The sequence below is a fragment of the Shewanella sp. Shew256 genome (assembly GCF_002196695.1).
Classification (GTDB): Bacteria; Pseudomonadota; Gammaproteobacteria; order Enterobacterales; family Shewanellaceae; genus Shewanella; species Shewanella mangrovisoli.
In genome coordinates, this window is sequence record NZ_NAJR01000027.1 from 1 (window position 1) to 17,563 (window position 17,563).

16 protein-coding genes are annotated in these 17,563 nt (G+C 41.4%); 7 read left to right on the forward strand and 9 right to left on the reverse strand.

What is annotated here, in order from left to right; all coding sequences use genetic code 11:
• Window positions 1–227 precede the first annotated feature (227 nt).
• Window positions 228–1,451, forward strand: a complete 1,224-nt coding sequence (locus B5P39_RS23690; protein ID WP_176400027.1) for a hypothetical protein — start codon at window positions 228–230, stop codon at window positions 1,449–1,451.
• Between the two features lie 119 nt (window positions 1,452–1,570).
• Here B5P39_RS23690 and B5P39_RS23695 read toward each other — a convergent pair whose 3' ends face one another.
• From B5P39_RS23695 to B5P39_RS23705, 3 genes are read right to left on the reverse strand one after another with little or no spacing between them, the layout of a single operon-like run.
• Window positions 1,571–2,434, reverse strand: coding sequence for an HDIG domain-containing metalloprotein (locus B5P39_RS23695; RefSeq protein ID WP_176400028.1), 864 nt, complete (start codon window positions 2,432–2,434; stop codon window positions 1,571–1,573).
• A 1-nt stretch (window position 2,435) separates the two neighbouring features.
• Window positions 2,436–3,650: a site-specific integrase gene (locus B5P39_RS23700; RefSeq protein WP_088213110.1), complete on the reverse strand. Its 1,215-nt coding sequence runs from the start codon at window positions 3,648–3,650 to the stop codon at window positions 2,436–2,438.
• On the reverse strand, window positions 3,643–3,879 hold the full coding sequence (locus B5P39_RS23705) for a hypothetical protein (protein WP_088213111.1): 237 nt from the start codon (window positions 3,877–3,879) through the stop codon (window positions 3,643–3,645). Before B5P39_RS23705 ends, B5P39_RS23700 begins: the two co-directional genes overlap by 8 nt.
• Window positions 3,880–3,999: 120 nt before the next feature.
• Between B5P39_RS23705 and B5P39_RS23710 the strand changes: the two genes are divergently transcribed.
• The gene (locus B5P39_RS23710; RefSeq protein WP_088213112.1) at window positions 4,000–4,224 is read left to right on the forward strand and encodes a helix-turn-helix domain-containing protein; all 225 of its coding nucleotides are present in this window, start codon (window positions 4,000–4,002) and stop codon (window positions 4,222–4,224) included.
• A gap of 263 nt (window positions 4,225–4,487) precedes the next feature.
• Here the strand turns inward: B5P39_RS23710 and B5P39_RS23715 are convergent, their stop codons facing one another.
• The 3 genes from B5P39_RS23715 to B5P39_RS23725 all read right to left on the reverse strand — a co-directional run bounded on the left by B5P39_RS23715 (window position 4,488) and on the right by B5P39_RS23725 (window position 7,273).
• Window positions 4,488–4,838, reverse strand: a complete 351-nt coding sequence (locus tag B5P39_RS23715) for a hypothetical protein (RefSeq protein WP_254915856.1) — start codon at window positions 4,836–4,838, stop codon at window positions 4,488–4,490.
• 233 nt (window positions 4,839–5,071) lie between these two features.
• The gene (locus tag B5P39_RS23720; RefSeq protein WP_088213113.1) at window positions 5,072–6,244 is read right to left on the reverse strand and encodes an MFS transporter; all 1,173 of its coding nucleotides are present in this window, start codon (window positions 6,242–6,244) and stop codon (window positions 5,072–5,074) included.
• Window positions 6,245–6,349: 105 nt separating this feature from the next.
• A complete protein-coding gene (locus B5P39_RS23725; RefSeq protein WP_088213114.1) occupies window positions 6,350–7,273 on the reverse strand; it encodes a LysR family transcriptional regulator in 924 nt (307 codons plus the stop codon).
• Between the two features lie 726 nt (window positions 7,274–7,999).
• Here B5P39_RS23725 and B5P39_RS23730 point away from each other — a divergent pair.
• Entirely contained in the window at window positions 8,000–10,375 is a 2,376-nt protein-coding gene (locus B5P39_RS23730; protein ID WP_088213115.1) for a phosphatase PAP2 family protein, read from the forward strand.
• 87 nt (window positions 10,376–10,462) lie between these two features.
• Here B5P39_RS23730 and B5P39_RS23735 read toward each other — a convergent pair whose 3' ends face one another.
• From B5P39_RS23735 to B5P39_RS23745, 3 genes are read right to left on the reverse strand one after another with little or no spacing between them, the layout of a single operon-like run.
• Window positions 10,463–11,146, reverse strand: a complete 684-nt coding sequence (locus B5P39_RS23735; protein ID WP_088213116.1) for a type 1 glutamine amidotransferase domain-containing protein — start codon at window positions 11,144–11,146, stop codon at window positions 10,463–10,465.
• A 49-nt stretch (window positions 11,147–11,195) separates the two neighbouring features.
• On the reverse strand, window positions 11,196–12,608 hold the full coding sequence (locus tag B5P39_RS23740) for a coniferyl aldehyde dehydrogenase (RefSeq protein ID WP_088213117.1): 1,413 nt from the start codon (window positions 12,606–12,608) through the stop codon (window positions 11,196–11,198).
• 37 nt (window positions 12,609–12,645) lie between these two features.
• Window positions 12,646–13,077, reverse strand: coding sequence for an organic hydroperoxide resistance protein (locus B5P39_RS23745; RefSeq protein WP_088213118.1), 432 nt, complete (start codon window positions 13,075–13,077; stop codon window positions 12,646–12,648).
• 116 nt (window positions 13,078–13,193) lie between these two features.
• Between B5P39_RS23745 and B5P39_RS23750 the strand changes: the two genes are divergently transcribed.
• The 4 genes from B5P39_RS23750 to B5P39_RS24600 all read left to right on the forward strand — a co-directional run.
• Window positions 13,194–14,084, forward strand: coding sequence for a LysR family transcriptional regulator (locus B5P39_RS23750; protein ID WP_088213119.1), 891 nt, complete (start codon window positions 13,194–13,196; stop codon window positions 14,082–14,084).
• A 294-nt stretch (window positions 14,085–14,378) separates the two neighbouring features.
• Window positions 14,379–15,878 carry an EAL domain-containing protein gene (locus tag B5P39_RS23755; protein WP_088213120.1) on the forward strand — a complete coding sequence of 500 codons (1,500 nt, stop codon included), beginning with the start codon at window positions 14,379–14,381 and terminating at the stop codon, window positions 15,876–15,878.
• Between the two features lie 311 nt (window positions 15,879–16,189).
• Complete coding sequence (locus B5P39_RS23760; protein ID WP_088213121.1) at window positions 16,190–16,786, forward strand: tyrosine-type recombinase/integrase; 597 nt, start codon at window positions 16,190–16,192, stop codon at window positions 16,784–16,786.
• A gap of 207 nt (window positions 16,787–16,993) precedes the next feature.
• Window positions 16,994–17,563, forward strand: a 570-nt coding sequence (locus tag B5P39_RS24600; RefSeq protein WP_140418352.1) for a hypothetical protein, incomplete at its 3' end; no start/stop codon positions are given.

Sequence of the window (17,563 nt, forward strand, 5' to 3'; positions counted from 1 at the left end):
GTAATAATTTTTTAAGGATCGCCTCTTTACGTTCTGGTGAATACCGAGCCATTTTGTTCTCTTTTGCCGCACCCTGTCTTTAAAAATAATGATTATTTAGGGGTGACAACAATCCTGACACAGGGGGCACTTATCGAATCGTCAATGGAGCTGGGGCTAAGAATAGCACCTTACTATTTGATAATCAGAGAAGAGTGAATCAGGCTTATGATTTGATAACAGACTTAATGCGTCATTACACCCAAGACCAAAGTTTACGTGTACATCATTTACGACATAGTTTTGCTAATTGGACTTGGTGTCGTTTGAATGCCAACCTTATAACGGTAGGCAGGCGACATTTAACCTTGTTCAATGATGAAATTTTTGATGAAAAGTACCTAAAAAGGTTGCAAACTCGTCTCCGCTATAATGATAACACCCGCAAGAAAATGTTTATCCTGTCTCATATGATGGGCCATAAAGACGTTCAATCGACGCTTAATAGTTACCTTCATTTAACAGACCTTCTGTATTACTTGCAGCACAATTCGTGCTTTGAACTGACAAAATACTTTACATCAGAGTGCGTAGGTCGTGTGATACTGCAACCCCTTGAACCAGGGTTGAGTCTAGCTGAGCGCATAACGTACTATACTCAGGAAGTAATGCACAAACTTGACATTAAACCTGCACCTGAAACAGTCAACTTAGTGATGCCAAGTTTGGCGAACTTCTCTGCCAATATAAAAACAGACTTAACGATCAGTAGTCTAACTTGGGCTAACGCATTAAATGCGTTAAATACATCATCGATCATCGAAGTTGCCGCACACTACGCGGTTCCATTAGAGCAATTACAAAAGCTACTCAGTAATGCCGAGGCTATTCATATGAAATATCCTCGTAGAGGTAAGCGCTTACCCTTAATCCCCAAATTTCCACGTATAGAAATTTCGGTTGCCAATATTCAGCAAAATAAAAATTTAGCCAATTCAACACGAGTATTTACATTTTTATGTAATAAATTGGATAACATTATAACCGAGGGGGTGGTGACCTTAGAAAATATTAGACTAGGAGTAGAGATTCTGAATTACGCAGTCCCAGGGAAGAGTAATGCCTTGAGGTGCCCAGACTCCAAAGTTTCTAGAATGTTTATCCGTTTTTGTCAGTTGTTAGGACTAAAAGATCGCCATCTAAGGTTTAAATATCATAGAGCAGGCCTTCCTCTTGATACTGCAAACAGAATTAAAGAAAGATGGGTAAAAACTATTATTGATTATGGTTTTAGTGAAAAAAATTTTATCATCGGGAGTGAAGGCGAAGGGCGATTCTTAGGAAAGCATGATGGCAATGGATTCCTAGAAATATCAATAGTTAATAACACATACAAACGTGTACAGCGCCATCGGAGTTTGTTTAGCTTTTTACATTTCATATTAATTTTGAGCTACAGTGAAAAGAAATAAAATATAATTCAATAGGTTGATCTTTTCATTTTTAAAAAAATCATAAAATAAAATTTTATATCATCTTACTTTAATGTCTATGGTATATCATCTAGTGATGCTTATTTTTTATTTGTCGACTATAAACTATTCAATCTATAAATTAGATTTCCATCAACTTTGGTAAAGTAGTAATGTGGTGGAAGTGTGTTAAATTGAGTTTTGGCAAAATTAGATTCAGCTGATGTACGATCTGCTTGCTTTAATACATGTTCGATAGCATATCGAGCTTTATGGCCATACGGTTTTACAGCTAAAAGATCACTTAACATTGAAAAAACGCGGCTGTTTAACGTACCGAGCTCACCTAAAGGTTTTGCCAATAGAGCAAAGGCATAACTCTCATGGGGCCCTGCACAGTATTTATTATTGTTCATGTTTAAAGCTGGGTAAATTTTTCCAATATCATGAAATAGTGCAGCAACAAGCCCTATCTGACATTCTATCTCGGAGTGGCCTAAGTGTTTTGCATTCTGATAAGTCATTTCAGCTACTTCAATACTGTGTTCAAACAAGCCACTCTTATAACAATGATGATGTCTAAAGCTAGCTTCTGAGCTCATGAATAATTTAAGGATATCCTCTCTATTCAGAATAAATTCGGCAAATGGCTGAAGTTCATCAATCGTCACTAAGCTAAGCAATCTAAGAAATCGGCCAACTAAACTTTCTTTGAGCTCGTTAACAAGACTGACCATTTGACTGTATTTCTGTTCTGTACATTTGGTGGGCACGATTTTTATCGTACAAATAACAGTATTGCCATGATAATCATGAGATACCATTATTTGCGCCAAGCCATAATCAACTTGGCAATTCCTTGCTATTTCAGCTGATGTTATCGCATTAATTAGATTGTTGGATGCAATAAACTCACAATTCGCAGTTGGCAGATTTGCACTAAACTTAATGCTTTTTATCCATACAAATATTGACTTACTCATCTTAACTCTCCTGATTGAAGTCGAAATTAACATGCTGAATGAGTCGGTCGAATGCACTACCATCTTGTCGAGTCGCGTTTGGAACATAACGGCTATAAACCTCAAACAACATTTTTGTTGTGCTGTGCCCCATTTGTTTAGCTATCCATTCAGGGTTTTCACCTGCTGCTAGCCATAACGTTGCACAAGTATGTCTTGTTTGGTAAGGGCGTCTTCTTTTTAAGCGCATTTCGTCTAAAGCGGGGTACCAAATTCGTTTCGTAACATTACGGTGCTCTAAAGGATTACCATTTGCATTGCAAAATACATAAGCATTATTGCCTGTTACTTTTCGTTGTCTTTTTAATGCATCAACTACAGGTTGTGATAATTGAATACTACGATAAGAGGCTGATGTTTTTGGGGTTTCAATATTGCCGTCAACAAGTGTTTCTTGGATTAAGATTTCATTACGTTCTAAATTAACAAATTGCCACTTTAATCCATCGATTTCAGCTGTTCGCATAGCAGTAAAAAACCTAACGGTATAATAATTTCTATAATCATCTCGAATTTTCTCTAAAAAATATTGTACTTCTTGTAGAGAAAATGGCTCGATGACCGTTTTATCGATTCTTAAAGGCTTGATATTTATAAATGGAGTAGGGAAATCAAATCGTAATGCCGCTTCATTTAAGATCCCTCGTAGTGGCGTCATTACATGATTAATCCAATCGTTACTAAGTTTTTCTGTCGCGCCGGGACGTCTAGACTCAGAAATAGAAGCTCTAAATTTAATTAAACTTGGCCTTGTAATCTCATCTAATCTAATGTGACCAAATACAGGTAATAAATAACATTCAATTATCATCTGTATATTCTTATAATGACTCTTTTTCCATTGGATCTTGTTTTCTAGAACCCATTCGCCTACAAACTCTTCGAATGTTGGGATATTTGACATAATATTTACAGTCAAAGGCTCATTATTTTCAGCTAAATGCTGTTGAACCCCGATGTCATATTCTGCAAATTGACTACATCTTGAGCTGGAAGGGAAATATGATTTAAATACAAATCGATTCAGTCGAATTTCAGCTTCGATAGTATTCATAATATTGGTCAATTTTGATCTGTTTAATCGATTATCAATCAAAACCGTTTGCTCTCTACATCGGATCCCTTTGTAAGTGAAATCAAAAAATAGTTTTCCAGCGCGAGCTCTAATGTTACCCATGGCAAACACCTCGACGTGCCATTGGTACAATAATTTTGCTTCGTTGTGCTTTCCTAAAAAGCTCAATCTCTATTTCTTCCCAAATGTAAAAAATTTTTCTACCACCAAAAGGTTTGATGTAATGAATACCTTCAATGAAGACACTATCTTTCAATGTATGATTGATATATGCCGCACTAAACTTTATTCTATGAGAAAGTTCTTTGGCATTGAGTAAAGTTTGTTTCATATAACCCCTAAGCGTTCTTTAGTTACCCAAAATGTTCCATGCAGGAACATTTAATCACTTATCTTTTGTTCTTGCAAGGAACATTTAGGGTTATTTTTGCTCATATAGAGGTTAATTAAAGTGATTCGATTTAAAATCAAAGAGTTAATAGCAGAAAAAGAATTTAAAGAAAGACGAAAAATTACACTTCAAGAGGTTTCAGACTCGACAGGGGTTAACCGTACAGCATTATCGAAGATGATGAACCCTAGCTATGAGTATTCGACAACAACTAAAGCAATTGACTCGCTATGTACCTATTTTGACTGCAATGTAGGAGATGTTATCACGCACATAAAAAATTGATTTTATTGTTATCCTATAGCCTTATCATTGCTATGTAACTACTGGTCGATGTAGGGAAGTTGTTTCTGCAATGTTAATTAAAAGGAACTACGAGAACACCCGAATTTGATGCTATGAAAGCTCTGTAGAATGCTTTTGCTAACGAACAAACTAGAAGCAGGGGAGGTAACTTGTTAAATTAGTGGTGTTCTCAAAGCGTAAGCTAAACAGACAGTGACCCCAATATATTTCAACAGTCTGTTTAGTGCTGTGCTCATAATACTTTACAATGCAATAACCGCTATAATGACTGCACCTAGCATATATAGCCCAGTTGATAAGGAAATTGATTTAACTGCACTGAATTCCTTTACTTCAATCTTCTTAATACTATTGATATCTATAGACTTTCCTTCTCCAGATAGAGTTAGCTCAGTTACATTTTCAACTTTGAATTCAAATATTTCATCTGAAATAGTCGTGATTTTTACTTTTTCCCCCACATAGCTTTCTGCGGGAATTGGATCAAGTTTAACTTCATTCAATGATGTGCAACCAGATATTGCAAAGCTGATTAAAAACATCATAATCATTTTTTTCAAAATTACCTCCATTTGATAACTCATAACATCCATGATTAACTCTACTTGGACCTGTGAATGAGTGATCCAATCTTCAGTTTCGTAAACTACGGATAGCACAAACATACCCTGATCTACAGGAACCAATAATAGGGAGCAGACGCTCTCTAAAATACTACATCATAAGCAACCCTTGAACACCAACTTACTTTGATAAGGTTAAACGACTATTTATATGGCAAGGAGTCATTCGACAACCTTATCATAAGTAGGCTTGTCAGCTTGATTCATGCCGATACGGGTTCTGTACCATCAGATTTATCTGTTATTCCTGAAAGGATGGCTAGTATCAGAGCCCCAACAGAAAGTAATCCACCGGCCCAGTTAGGAGATTGCAATCCAAAACCCGCCGTGATGACATACCCGCCAAACCAAGCTCCCACGGCATTACCTAAGTTAAATACACCGATATTGATTGCAGAAGCTAATGTGGATGCTCCAGCAGCTTTTGCTTTATCCATTACGAGCTTTTGAATAGGAGAAACGGTTGCAAACCCAAATGCGGCCATTAGAAAAATACAAATGATAGACATGATTTGACTGTGAACGGCATAGGTAAAGGCAAATAGGACAATCGCTTGTGCACCTAATGTGATATAAAGCATCGGCATTAATGCTTTGTCTGCGTATTTACCTCCAAGTTGATTGCCGACACACAGACCCAATCCAAACACTAGCATCAGCCAAGTTATGCTAGAGCTACTAAAACCCGCAATGTCAGTCATCATCGGGGCGATATAAGTAATAGAAGTAAAAAATGCGCCTGGCCCCAAAACGGTGATCCCCATAGCTAAGAGCACATTAATGTTACTGAAAGCCTTAACTTCTTTGGAAAAACGTTGACCCTTTGGGGCCTCTTGATGTGGGATTAGTCGCCAAACACTCAGTACTGTAAGACAGCCAACTACAGCAACAAGACCAAATGTCAGACGCCAAGTTAAGTGTTCACCAATCCAAGTTCCTACTGGAACGCCTACAAGATTTGCGGTCGTTAATCCCATGAACATGAAAGCAATTGCTTGAATACGCTTTGATGGCACAACCATATCCGCAGCAATAATAGAGCCAATACCAAAAAATACACCATGGGCCAGTGAAGTAATAATACGCCCCAGTATTGCGGCACCTAAGGTAGGAGCAAATGCTGTGATTAAATTTCCTATGATAAAAAGTACCATCACAATCATTAGCATGGTTTTACGCGGGATCTTAGCGCCAAAAATGATTAGGGCTGGTGCACCAAAAAACACCCCTAATGCGTACGAGGTTGCTAAATAGCCCGCTATGGGGATGGATATTTGAAATTCTGCGGCTATGGCAGGTAGCAGTCCAGCAATGACAAACTCAGTGGTACCAATACCAAAGGCGCCTATCGCCAGCGCCCAGAGTGCAAGTGGCATGATCTTATTCCTCAAAAAATCGATTAAATATTTATTGAAATAAGTTTAATCGTAACGTCTGAGTTGATAAATAAGTCTGATTTCCACTTAATGTAGAGTTTAATTCTACTTGTCGAAATGGCCTTCTCTTGCTTTTTGGATGAGCACATCAACAAGTAAACGAACTTTTGGTACTAGATGTTTAGTGCATGGCCACAAGATGTGTAGAGCAACAGGTTGTGGCATGTTTTCAAGCAATATTGGAATAAGCGCACCAGTGTCAATGTGCTCCCTAACCATACTTTCGGGAAGCTGGACGATCCCCATATGACCTAAGCAAGCCTTCAACAATGCATCACCATCACCGATTTGGTGAGGTTTATCAGAGACATATTGAATGGTTTTACCTTCTTTGTCCTTAAATTTCCATGCTAAAGGTGCCCGACATCGATACCCCATAATACAACTATGGTTGGTGAGATCGTCGAGATGTATTGGTGTTCCGTGTTGTTTGAAGTATGTCGGCGTTGCACACAAATACAGATTTTGGTCGCTTAAACAGCGCGACTTTAACTCATTTGTACTCTTTAATTCACTGAATCGTAATACTAAATCTAAACCCTCTTCCACGGGATCGACAAGACGATCATTGAATGACATCTCAAATCTTATATCAGGGTACTGTTTGGAAAAATCAGTCAGGATTGGCATCATTAAATGACGTCCAAAAAATGCTGGCATATCAATACGGATGACGCCTGATGGATTATCTTTACGACGGCTTAGAGAGTTTTCTGCCGAATCGAGGATTTCCAAAGCAGTTGTGCAACTGGACAGATAAGCTTCACCATCTCCAGTTAGGCTGAGTTTTCTTGTTGAACGATGGAAGAGTTTAGTGCCTAAGCGTTCTTCTAGCCTTGCAATACTTTTCCCGACTGCGGATTTAGTGATCCCTAATTTTTCACTCGCTTCTGTAAAACTGCAAGAATTGGCTGCGACGACAAAGGTTGTGATCCCTCGAAACGATTCGTCTGAATTTAATGTAGACATTAGGTATACCTTTTAGATTGATTGTAACTATTATCGAGTTTAAATCTCTAATTGTATACGGATAAACCCAGTCTATTGCCAATGGAAAGAGGTGTTGGAGTCTGCATTTGTTGTTGATTTCATATTGATTCTGTTGTTTGCGAAGCAAACCTGAAAAATGCAATCGATAAAGATGCTATGTTCACTCTCCTGTATATTGATGAATGAGTCAGTATCCCATGCCTATCATTAGATCATGATTTAACTCGCAAACTTATTGTAGGGTTATGTTTCTTGGTAAGCTGTCCCCAAAAGCTCGAGTCGGTTGCCCTGAAAAGATAGCCAGCACGGTCCAAGTTCACGCCAATAGCTTTGAAAAGATTGCATCGGTAAGCTCAAAAGTCGGCTAATTCTTTACAAATCTCCCTTTAAACAGACTCTATGCACATTGCCATGTTTGCTACGATGAAATCGGCACCGCTGCCAAATTATTGCCCTCGAAAGTATAAAGCACAATTGTGTTTGCAAATTGTTTAAGGTGTAACTATCAGAATTTAAAGTTAAAAAATAAAATTGCATTTAACTACAACAGCCTTCCCCTTTGGCTGTTAAATGATTTTCATTTTTAACTGGTCATTGTCATTTATCCGTCACGCTTCTGTCATCTTGAATAGTTAGTTTTCCAAACTGCTTAGAACGACTGAATCCCTCACTCTATATTCCAAGATCAAATAAGGATTTTAAACTATGACGAATAAGTCATGTGTTAAGGTATTTGCTGTCAGTGCCGTTGCTTTAGCCCTTGCTGCCTGTAACTCGTCTGATGACAAAGATGTATCATTCATAAATCCAGGTGTACCGACCGGAACATCTGCATCCTCATTCATTGCAGAACCCTCGTTATCTGGAACCGACATTGCTGTCGTTGATGGGCATATTCCTGTGACGAACAATAATGGCAACGTTGTGGCTTACGACCCATCAGTAAACCCATTAATTCAAATTCTTAAAGGTTTCGATGATATTTGGTATGTTGGCGATGATACTTGGGCTTTAACCGGCTCTTCTGAATCGAAATCGGTTGCTGAGGGTTATGAAGCCTATCCTGGTGTTGTTGGTGGGGGTACGAATAGCACCAGTTATGCAATTCCATTGGATTTTAGCAATGAGAAAATTCTAAATAGAAAGGTGTGGCAAGAAAACTTCGACTATGTGAAAAAACGTACAGAAGAAGCTTCTAAAGCAGAAATGGTCGCAGCATACTTAGACGATCAGCGTGACAAAGGTTTTAGTATCACGTCTGGCTTGGGGCCAATGGCTAATGACTATCGCAGCGGTGCCAATGCGACATCTTCATTTAGTGTTAATGCCAATGGCGATGTCGTACTGACTGATAGTGTCAACGGTGATGCTACCGTTCTCGATATTGCCAATGTGAAATACAACGGGGATCTATATAACCTGCTGGCTAACTCAACTCGTACAGGATTTGGCACGACGACACTTAACGAACAGGCTACGGCCCTGAGTGATGTAGTGAAATTGCTGCAAACCGTTGCAGCATACGGTGCTTCAACAGAAGCGCCTAAATATCATTTCCAATCGCCTCGCCCTTGGCGCATTAGTGCCGATGATTACAGCACTGCAAACTTCTCTGACCCTTCTTCAACCATCGCGAGTGCGATAACTGACGTTCATGCACTGGAGACAAACGCTTGTTTGGGTCTTGATGGAGCATCTGTCGATGTTTATAAGTACTATGAACGTCCTGCAAATCCTATTGCTATTCCTATGCCGGGTCTGCTGTGCGCTGCACGTACTACATACTATGGAAAAGACTCTGACAATGATGGTATTCCCAATAGCTTCAGTGAGTTTGAAGGAGCAAGTGAAACAGCGGTAGATGCATTACCTGCACTCTATTCGAGCCGCGCTAAAGATGGTGCTTTCCCTAGTGGTCACACCGCAGAAGCTTTTGACCGAGGCTTAATCTATGCCTATGCCATTCCAGAACGTTTCGCAGAAATGGTTGCAAGGGCTGGTGATCTGGGAACGAGTCGTATTGTGGCGGGTATGCATTCACCATTAGATGTCATTGGTGGCCGCATTATGGCAACGGCAATTTCTGCCGCGATGTTAGCTGACAGTGGCAACGAAGCCGCGTCTGATGCAGCAGTGTCACAAGCTCAAGCTTACTTCCTTGCTAAGGCGCAAGAAGCGGGTTACGACAATGTTTATGATTACGCTCACTGCACGACGAACACCGCTAGAACATGTAATTTGTCTGATGGGTATGCCGATCGTGCCGAGATGAAAACTCGCTATCGCGCAAGTTTGACTTATGGATTCTCACCGTTGTCGGAACCAAATGCCGAACCCGTTGTACCCAAAGGTGCTGAAATACTGTTAAAAACTCGTTTCCCGTACTTAGACGCAAACCAACGTCGCCAAGTGTTAGCATCTACCGAAATAGATTCTAACTACCCAGTGATTAATAAATCCCGTGGTTGGGGACGTCTGAACCTTGTTGATGCCGCAGATGGCTTTGGTGCCTTCGATAGCAATATTTCAATTAATATGAACGCAAGTCTTGGCGGATTTAATGCTGTAGACCGTTGGTATAATGACATTTCTGGAGAAGGACGCTTAGAAAAGAGTGGTACAGGAATGCTTATTCTTGCGGGCAACAACTCTTATAGCGGTGGCACTTTGGTACAGGATGGCACTTTAGTGGCTGCTTCCTCATCAGCATTTGGTAGTCACACACTTTACCAGCAAGGTGGAGCTATCAAAGTTGCAATTCCAGCAGGTGCAACAAGCAATACTGAAGGTGCGTTACAAGTATCCAACTTCGTCATGAACGCTGGGACATTAGCGCTAGATTTAACTCACCAAGGACAAATTTCTGCAAGTGATGGTATTTATCTTACAGGAAACGATTTGTCTCTAGCCTTAACGGTTCCCAAGCTAACGGTGGCAACCAGCTTCACTATTATGAGCGCGGCTCATTTGGAAGGTAAATTTGCTGACATCAGTGTGACTGATAAAACAAATGTAACCTATGCAGCATCAGTTAGTTACACTGAACGTGGTGCAACAGTCACAGTAACCCCTCAAGGTTAATGATGTGAAGATGAAAGCCCTCAACATTGGGGTGAGGGCTTTAAAACCAGTCCGAAGTGCTTCATCAGGTGTGGAGTACCGCCATCTTTATACTTGAGAGAGATGCTTCAACAGAGTGATGGCCACGGCTTCAGAGCTGGCAGGATTCTGACCAGTAATGAGCTGGCCATCTTCTACCACATAGGGCGCCCAATTTTCGATTTTTTGGTAATTCGCTCCCAGACGAATAAACTCATCCTCAATCAAAAATGGAACCACGTCTGTCAGTTGCACATCCGCTTCCTCTCCATTCGTAAAACCTGTTACCTTACGGCCCTTAATCAATAGTTCACCATTCGGTGTAGTCACGTGGCGTAATACTGCTGGGGCGTGACAGACAAATCCGGTCGGTTTGTTGGCTGCTGTAAAGGCTTCAATCAATTTAATTGACTCTTTAGAGTTGGTTAAATCCCATAATGGTCCGTGACCGCCTGGATAAAACACGGCATCAAAGTCTGCTGCCTTAACCGTTTCTAATTTCACCGTATTCGCTAAAGCATGTTGCGCTACAGGATCTTGATTAAATCTATGGGTTAAATCGGTTTGAAAATCCTCGAGCGCGCTTTTGGGATCGAGTGGCGGTTGACCACCAAGAGGAGACGCTAACACAATATCTGCACCCGCATCTTTGAAGGTATAATAGGGCGCTGCAAACTCTTCTAACCAAAAGCCGGTCTTGTGGCCAGTGTTTCCTAGTTCACTATGCGAAGTTAGTACCATTAAAATTTTCATGTGTTTTCCTCATCCCATATAGTGGGCGTCATTAAAATAGTCAGTGTCATTAAGCGGTAAATAGCGATTTCAACATGGCATGTTTGTGTTGGTACGGAGCTCGTAAACGTAAATTAGAGGCACCATCTTCACTTTGAACAACCACGGGCTTGGCATGGGTAAAACGTCTAAATCCGTGGATACCGTGATAAGCACCGATCCCAGAAGCCCCGACGCCGCCAAAGGGTAAGGTATCGATAGAAGCATGGGTCATGATGTCGTTAATCACCAGTGCACCGGAAGTTGTCCTCAAGGAAAATGCTTGCTGCTGTTTGCTGTCATTTCCAAAATAATAAGCGGCGAGTGGCCTTGGATGTGCATTGATATATGCAACCGCTTCATCAATCTGTTGATAGATTTTGATTGGGAGGAGTGGGCCAAAGATCTCCTCTTGCATCACCAACATATCCTCTGTGACATTTAAGATAATGTGCGGGGCAATCTTGCGTGTTATGGCATCAAAGTCTTGCTCACCCGCGGGAGCTAGGCTGATGATTTCTGCTCCTTTTTCTTTGGCATCATGGATAAGGGTTACTAAGCGCTCAAAGTGTCTTTGACTGATGATTGAAGTGTAATCATTATTTTGCTGTATGGCTGGAAAGTTCTCTGCCATAAACCGGCGTGTCGCAGTGACAAAGTCGCTAGCTGCTGCCTGAGGCAATAATATGTAATCAGGTGATACACAAATCTGGCCTGCATTAAATGTTTTGACCGTCATTGTGCGCTCAGCGGCGACTTGAATATCTGCATCCTCTGCAATTACTACAGGGGATTTACCGCCTAGCTCTAACGTCACTGGAACGAGGTTTTCTGCCGCAGCACGCATGACATGCTTTCCAACTGCGGTGCTCCCCGTAAAGACCAAATGGTCAAATGGTAAAGAACTAAATGCTTGCCCAACTTCAGCATCACCCAATACCACGACCAACTCGTGTGGCTCAAAGTATCGAGCGACCAATTCTGCAAGTAGTAATGAGGTATTGGGTGTTAGCTCCGAAGGCTTCAGCATTGCAGTATTACCAGCGGCAAACACGCCCGCTAAAGGGCCGAATGCGAGATTCAGTGGAAAATTCCAAGGGCTGATAATGCCCACCACGCCCAGCGGTTGCTGCTCAATCCAGGTTTGCATGCCGTCAGCGGGCGCCGCCACTATTTCAGGTTGCATCCATTGCTCTACATGCTCGGCGGCAAACTTTAATGCACTGATGCTGCTTGCGATATCAGCAAGCAGTGACTGATAGCCACTGCGGTGGCCAAAGTCGGCACTGATTGCGGCGGTGAGCTGAATGTGATTATCACTGAGTAGTTTTACTGCTCGTAATAATCTGTCACGGCGAACCGCCGCATCAGTTACGCCTAATTTGAGGTGTGAGCTTTTTAAGCCGCTAAGTATGCTCAGTAATTCTTGTTTTGTTTGCTTCATTGGTGTTTTTACTCCATCCACATGAACTAGGTTCGACTCAAATAATGTTCAGTAGAACGTCAATGTTGCCGCGGGTGGCATTCGAGTAAGGGCATACTTGATGTGCCGCTGTAACGAGTGCTTGAGCCTGCTGTTTTTCTATACCTGGAAGGTCAATGTTGAGGGTAATGGCGAGGCCATATCCCTGTGTTTCTAATGTGCCTATACCGACTTGTGCAGTGACTTTGGCGTCATCTGGCACCTTTGGATAGGCTAATTTATTGGTTGCAACAACTGCTTTCATTGCGCTGAGAAAACAAGCGGCATATCCCACAGCGAAGAGTTGCTCAGGGTTATTACCAAAACCACGCCCTCCAAGCTCTTTTGGAGCCCCTAACCAAATATGGAGTGAGCCATCTTCTGTTCTTGCATAGCCATCTCGTCCACCGGTTGCCGTAGCAGTTGCGCGATAAAGTTCATTCTTCAACATCACTATCTCCTTAATCGGAATGTGTAAATTTGCGTTGAATGAAGCATAAAAGAATTTTGAGTGCCGAAGATAACAATGCTATTTTGGTTGGGGTATAAATAAATTTATGGGGTCATATGTCGTTAGTCCGGCTAAGAACGTTTATTGAGGTTTATCGACAACGCTCAATAAGTGGTGCGGCGCGTATGCTCAATTTGACGCAACCCGCGGTATCGCAACACATTGCAGGGCTTGAAGTGGCTGTCGGTCGGCCTTTATTTGAGCGTCAAGTCAATGGGGTACTACCGACCTCTATTGCGGATGAATTGGCTGCTGATATTGGTGACAAACTCGATGCGGCTGAAGCCGCCCTTGCGTCTGCGAGAGCGCGTTCTCGTGATGTCTCTGGTGCTTTACAACTGATTGGCCATGCTGATTTTATGGCAGAAAATCTCGCGCCTGAATTAGCCCCACTGCTTGAAGCGGGTATTCGCGTTCGGATGCACACAGGGGATGGTCCCATGGTCACGCAAATGCTATTAGAGGGGCATTGTGACTTGGGGATCTCAGCTCATCCAGTGACGGATAATCGCTTGAAAAGCGAAATTTTGCTGACAGATAAGGTGATTGCCGTCGCTTCACCGAAGGTAGTTGAGCGCATAGTACAAGCGGAAGAATTTGATCGTGCACTTCTTCAAGAGCCGCTATTAGCCTACAACTTAGAATTATCATTAGTAGATGCTTGGCTGAGCGCCAACCGCATTGATGCGTCCAATTTGATTCCCGCTATGGTAGGTCAAGATCTCCGAGCCCACCGAAATCTACTGGTTCAAGGAATTGGTTGGTCCGTTTTGCCGCAATTTTTATGTCAAAAGCAACTTAACTCTGGTGAGTTAATGCTCATCCCGCCGCCAAGGACGCAAACTGAAATTATTTATAACCTTATTTGGTTACCGAGCGCCTTACGGCAGCCAAGGGTTGCTCATGCTCGAAGCGCACTTTTAGGTCGTCTACAGGATGTTATGTAGCGTAAGAGGTTGCAACTCGCACTCATTCACACGGCTCAGGGAAACTGTGTAGCAAAGAACTGATTCGCGTACAAAATTACAATCTGTAAGTGTAAATATCTTTAGTGATAAACAAAGGGTTATGTTATGAGGCTATATGTATACTAACTTCAGACTAAAATCAGTTTTTAGTGTTAGTCGTGCCTAACGTTTTGATTATTTTATCTGTTATAAGGTAAATGAGTAGCATTATAACATATTAAAAAATATGCTATATATTCAACCCTAATAGCACAGTTGGTGTAGATCTGGTATATGATAAAAAAAGATGCTCACTTTGATTATGTGTTTGTTTTTTCACTTTATTTAATAGGTGTTTTACTACTATTTGCCTATGGGTTTTCTCGATTAAATTCGGAAGCAAGAGAAAGAGAAAGTTGGGTTAGTCAGCAAATGACTGATGTTATTTCAGAAATACAACATTTTTATGAGGGGAAGTTAGCACCATCTATCCCTATCACCGATTGTGACCGTTTCCTTCAAGATTCGATGCCGCTTTTACTGTCCTCTCCCTATATCCGCAGTATTAATGTTGCACACGGCGGAGTCATTGTTTGCAGTTCCATCTCAAAGCAAACGCTTAAACAAATTAAGAACTGGAACGCATCAGGAAAACAGCTTGAGCTACGATACGTCACTCAGACTCCTTTTTCAGAGCTGTTTCCCACTCATCGGCAAGCAATCCTTTCACTACACTTCGAAAAGAATCGCTTTTATGGAATGTACATAGCACTTTACCCTGAGTCGGTATTTAGAACACTGGGAGCTCCTCGGTTTCTACAGACTGTAATGCGATTTGAGAATGCCACTTTTTATTCCGATGGTCGCATCGTTGATGAACTGAACCGTCTGCCTTCGGAGCAATTCTTTTCTGTCGACAGTGATATCTCAACGACTGCATTTGCAAAGTATATTTTTTATAACTATGGGGTGTTGCTAATTGCTTGGACATTCATCATGTTGATGAGTGCTAAAAGTTTAGTTCGATACTTGCATACCTTTAGCCTAGATTATTGGCGAATACGTAAAGCGATAAAGCAAAATCAGTTTCATCCCTACATCCAACCAGTGGTAAATGATTGTGGTGAAGTTACAGGAGGGGAGGTACTCGTTCGCTGGATACACCCTAAAAAGGGCGTAATATCTCCCGCTGATTTCATTGACCGCGTCGAAGAAAATGGTCAAATCGTAGAGATTACTTCGTTCCTTATGCAAAAGTGTCTGTCAGCTTTTTCAAAGGTCAACTTGCCTGAAGCTAGACAACATTTTCGAGTCGGCTTTAACGTCTGCCCAATCCAATTCGATAGCAATTCACTATGCCAAGATATAGAAAATTTTCAGTCGGCCATGGCCGATAAGCCCATTAGTCTGCTTATCGAAATGACTGAGCGTAAAGAGTTCTCCAGCAATGATAAATATCGTAAAGCTATTCATGAACTGCGTAGTCGAGATGTTCTGGTTGCATTAGATGATTTTGGTACTGGCCATTGCTCATTGAAGTACCTGCATGATACTGAAATCGACATAATCAAAATCGATATGATGTACGTAGCGACCATTGAAAGTGGAAATACAGAAATTCTGGATAACATTATCAGTCTCGCGCGGAGTCTTGATGTCATTTTACTCGCGGAGGGTGTCGAGACACAGGCTCAATTTGATTATCTGAAGGCTAGAAACATCGAGCGCTATCAAGGATATATGTTTGGAAAACCGTTACCGATAGACGAGTTCATCCAAAAGTACCTTATGTGATCAGTCGTAAGTTTCTCTAATTGAGACAGTTTATCTAAAGAACCTGCTATTAAGTCAGTAAAAAAGATAGGTTCACAAAGATAGTGCTATTATCGGTTTGAGCAAGCCTTAGTTTATATAAAAGGAATTACCCCACATCGATCTAGCTGGCCTAGCTAGCTCAATTTTGCCCCAAAGCAATTCAGCACTCCATTTTTGCCCACCACTCTAATTGCATATATGCATGAGATTTTATAATCCATATGTGTTCAATTAAGCGCACCATTTCCTAAAATTTAAGTGTCTATTCATCACAACCAGAGGAGGTTGGTATGGACGCTTGGAATAAAGGTCATCCCATGGGACAAAAACGACCTTTTAAACTGGAAGAGATTTGGCGCATTCGCACTCGTTTAGAGTTAGAGCATAATATTGCTGAGTTAGCGTTACTGAATTTAGCCATTGATTCAAAATTGCGCGCTTGTGACTTACTGCATTTGAAAGTTCAAGACATTACCTCGGCAGGCATCATCAATCCGCGAGTGCGATTATCACAGCGTAAAACCCATCGTGAAGTTCAGTTTGAAATTACACCACCAACCCAACATTGTCTGACCTCTTGGTTACTTGAACAGAGGCTGATCGCAGAGGACTACATATTTCCAAGCCCAAGATGTGCTCATCAACCGATGAGTTACAGCTATTACCGCGCTATAGTCAAAAACTGGGCGCATCAGTTAGGCCAAAATAGTGAATTATACGGCACGCATTCACTGCGCCGAACGAAAGCCACATTGATTTACCGTAGAACGAAAGATATTCGAGCCATTCAAATATTACTTGGCCATGTCAAGTTAGATAACACCGTCCGCTACTTAGGTGTAGAGATTGAAGATGCACTTCGAATATCTGAGTCTATTGAAATGTAAGGACGCTGAGGCAATATGCACTTTTAGCAATATTGTCTCGGTTATCTGTGGTGCCGGTAAACAATGACTTCTTATTTATCGTAGCAAACGTCATCACAACATTTGTAAGCGCCTAGAATAATTAAAGTGTTTCGTTAGTGTTGTGAAGATGTTTTTAATTTTGTATTGTGATTTGACAAAAAAAGGAACTTACACTAAGGGAATGTCATGTCACCACTGCTGACAACGTTGCGCTGTAAAACATTGTTTACTGCTTTTATGTTATTGCTTGGATTGGCATGGATTATACCGAGTTATGCGGCGCTGGTTCCTGATACACCTACGCTCAGCGGAAGTAAATCAAACTCAATGATTGATTTGCATTGGTACATTGGGTGTGAAATAACCTCTGCAAATATCCAAGAATCAACCGATAATGTTTCGTGGAGCACCGTTTACACAGGACTGGGTAATGCGGATGGCGGTTCGTCATCGATGTTAATGGCACGAGCTGTTGTCATTGGCGATGGCTCGGGAACAGTATGTTCTGGCTGGACAAACGCCCGTTATATTAATCTTTCCGGAAAAACACTCTCGGGATATTACTATCGCATCAATGCTTGTAAAGGCACATTATGTAGTGGTTATAGTTCGTCTCTTCTCGTTGGTACCCCTTCTATACCAACAACACCATCGGCCCCGACATCAATATCTGTTCCAGCAACTAACGCAACAGGTGCCTTCAATGTGACTTGGTCTAGCGTCAGTGGCGCTACACGTTATGAATTACAGCAGCGC

Bases quoted from the DNA above. Each gene is read 5' to 3' on its own strand.
- B5P39_RS23750 (WP_088213119.1), top strand. From the start codon at position 13,194: ATGTCGTTAGTCCGGCTAAGAACGTTTATTGAGGTTTATCGACAACGC.
- B5P39_RS23725 (WP_088213114.1), bottom strand. From the start codon at position 7,273: ATGTCTACATTAAATTCAGACGAATCGTTTCGAGGGATCACAACCTTT.
- B5P39_RS23760 (WP_088213121.1), top strand. From the start codon at position 16,190: ATGGACGCTTGGAATAAAGGTCATCCCATGGGACAAAAACGACCTTTT.
- B5P39_RS23740 (WP_088213117.1), bottom strand. From the start codon at position 12,608: ATGAAGCAAACAAAACAAGAATTACTGAGCATACTTAGCGGCTTAAAA.
- B5P39_RS23700 (WP_088213110.1), bottom strand. From the start codon at position 3,650: ATGGGTAACATTAGAGCTCGCGCTGGAAAACTATTTTTTGATTTCACT.
- B5P39_RS23715 (WP_254915856.1), bottom strand. From the start codon at position 4,838: ATGGATGTTATGAGTTATCAAATGGAGGTAATTTTGAAAAAAATGATT.
- B5P39_RS23705 (WP_088213111.1), bottom strand. From the start codon at position 3,879: ATGAAACAAACTTTACTCAATGCCAAAGAACTTTCTCATAGAATAAAG.
- B5P39_RS23755 (WP_088213120.1), top strand. From the start codon at position 14,379: ATGATAAAAAAAGATGCTCACTTTGATTATGTGTTTGTTTTTTCACTT.
- B5P39_RS23730 (WP_088213115.1), top strand. From the start codon at position 8,000: ATGACGAATAAGTCATGTGTTAAGGTATTTGCTGTCAGTGCCGTTGCT.
- B5P39_RS23745 (WP_088213118.1), bottom strand. From the start codon at position 13,077: ATGTTGAAGAATGAACTTTATCGCGCAACTGCTACGGCAACCGGTGGA.
- B5P39_RS23720 (WP_088213113.1), bottom strand. From the start codon at position 6,244: ATGCCACTTGCACTCTGGGCGCTGGCGATAGGCGCCTTTGGTATTGGT.
- B5P39_RS23695 (WP_176400028.1), bottom strand. From the start codon at position 2,434: ATGAGTAAGTCAATATTTGTATGGATAAAAAGCATTAAGTTTAGTGCA.
- B5P39_RS23690 (WP_176400027.1), top strand. From the start codon at position 228: ATGCGTCATTACACCCAAGACCAAAGTTTACGTGTACATCATTTACGA.
- B5P39_RS23735 (WP_088213116.1), bottom strand. From the start codon at position 11,146: ATGAAAATTTTAATGGTACTAACTTCGCATAGTGAACTAGGAAACACT.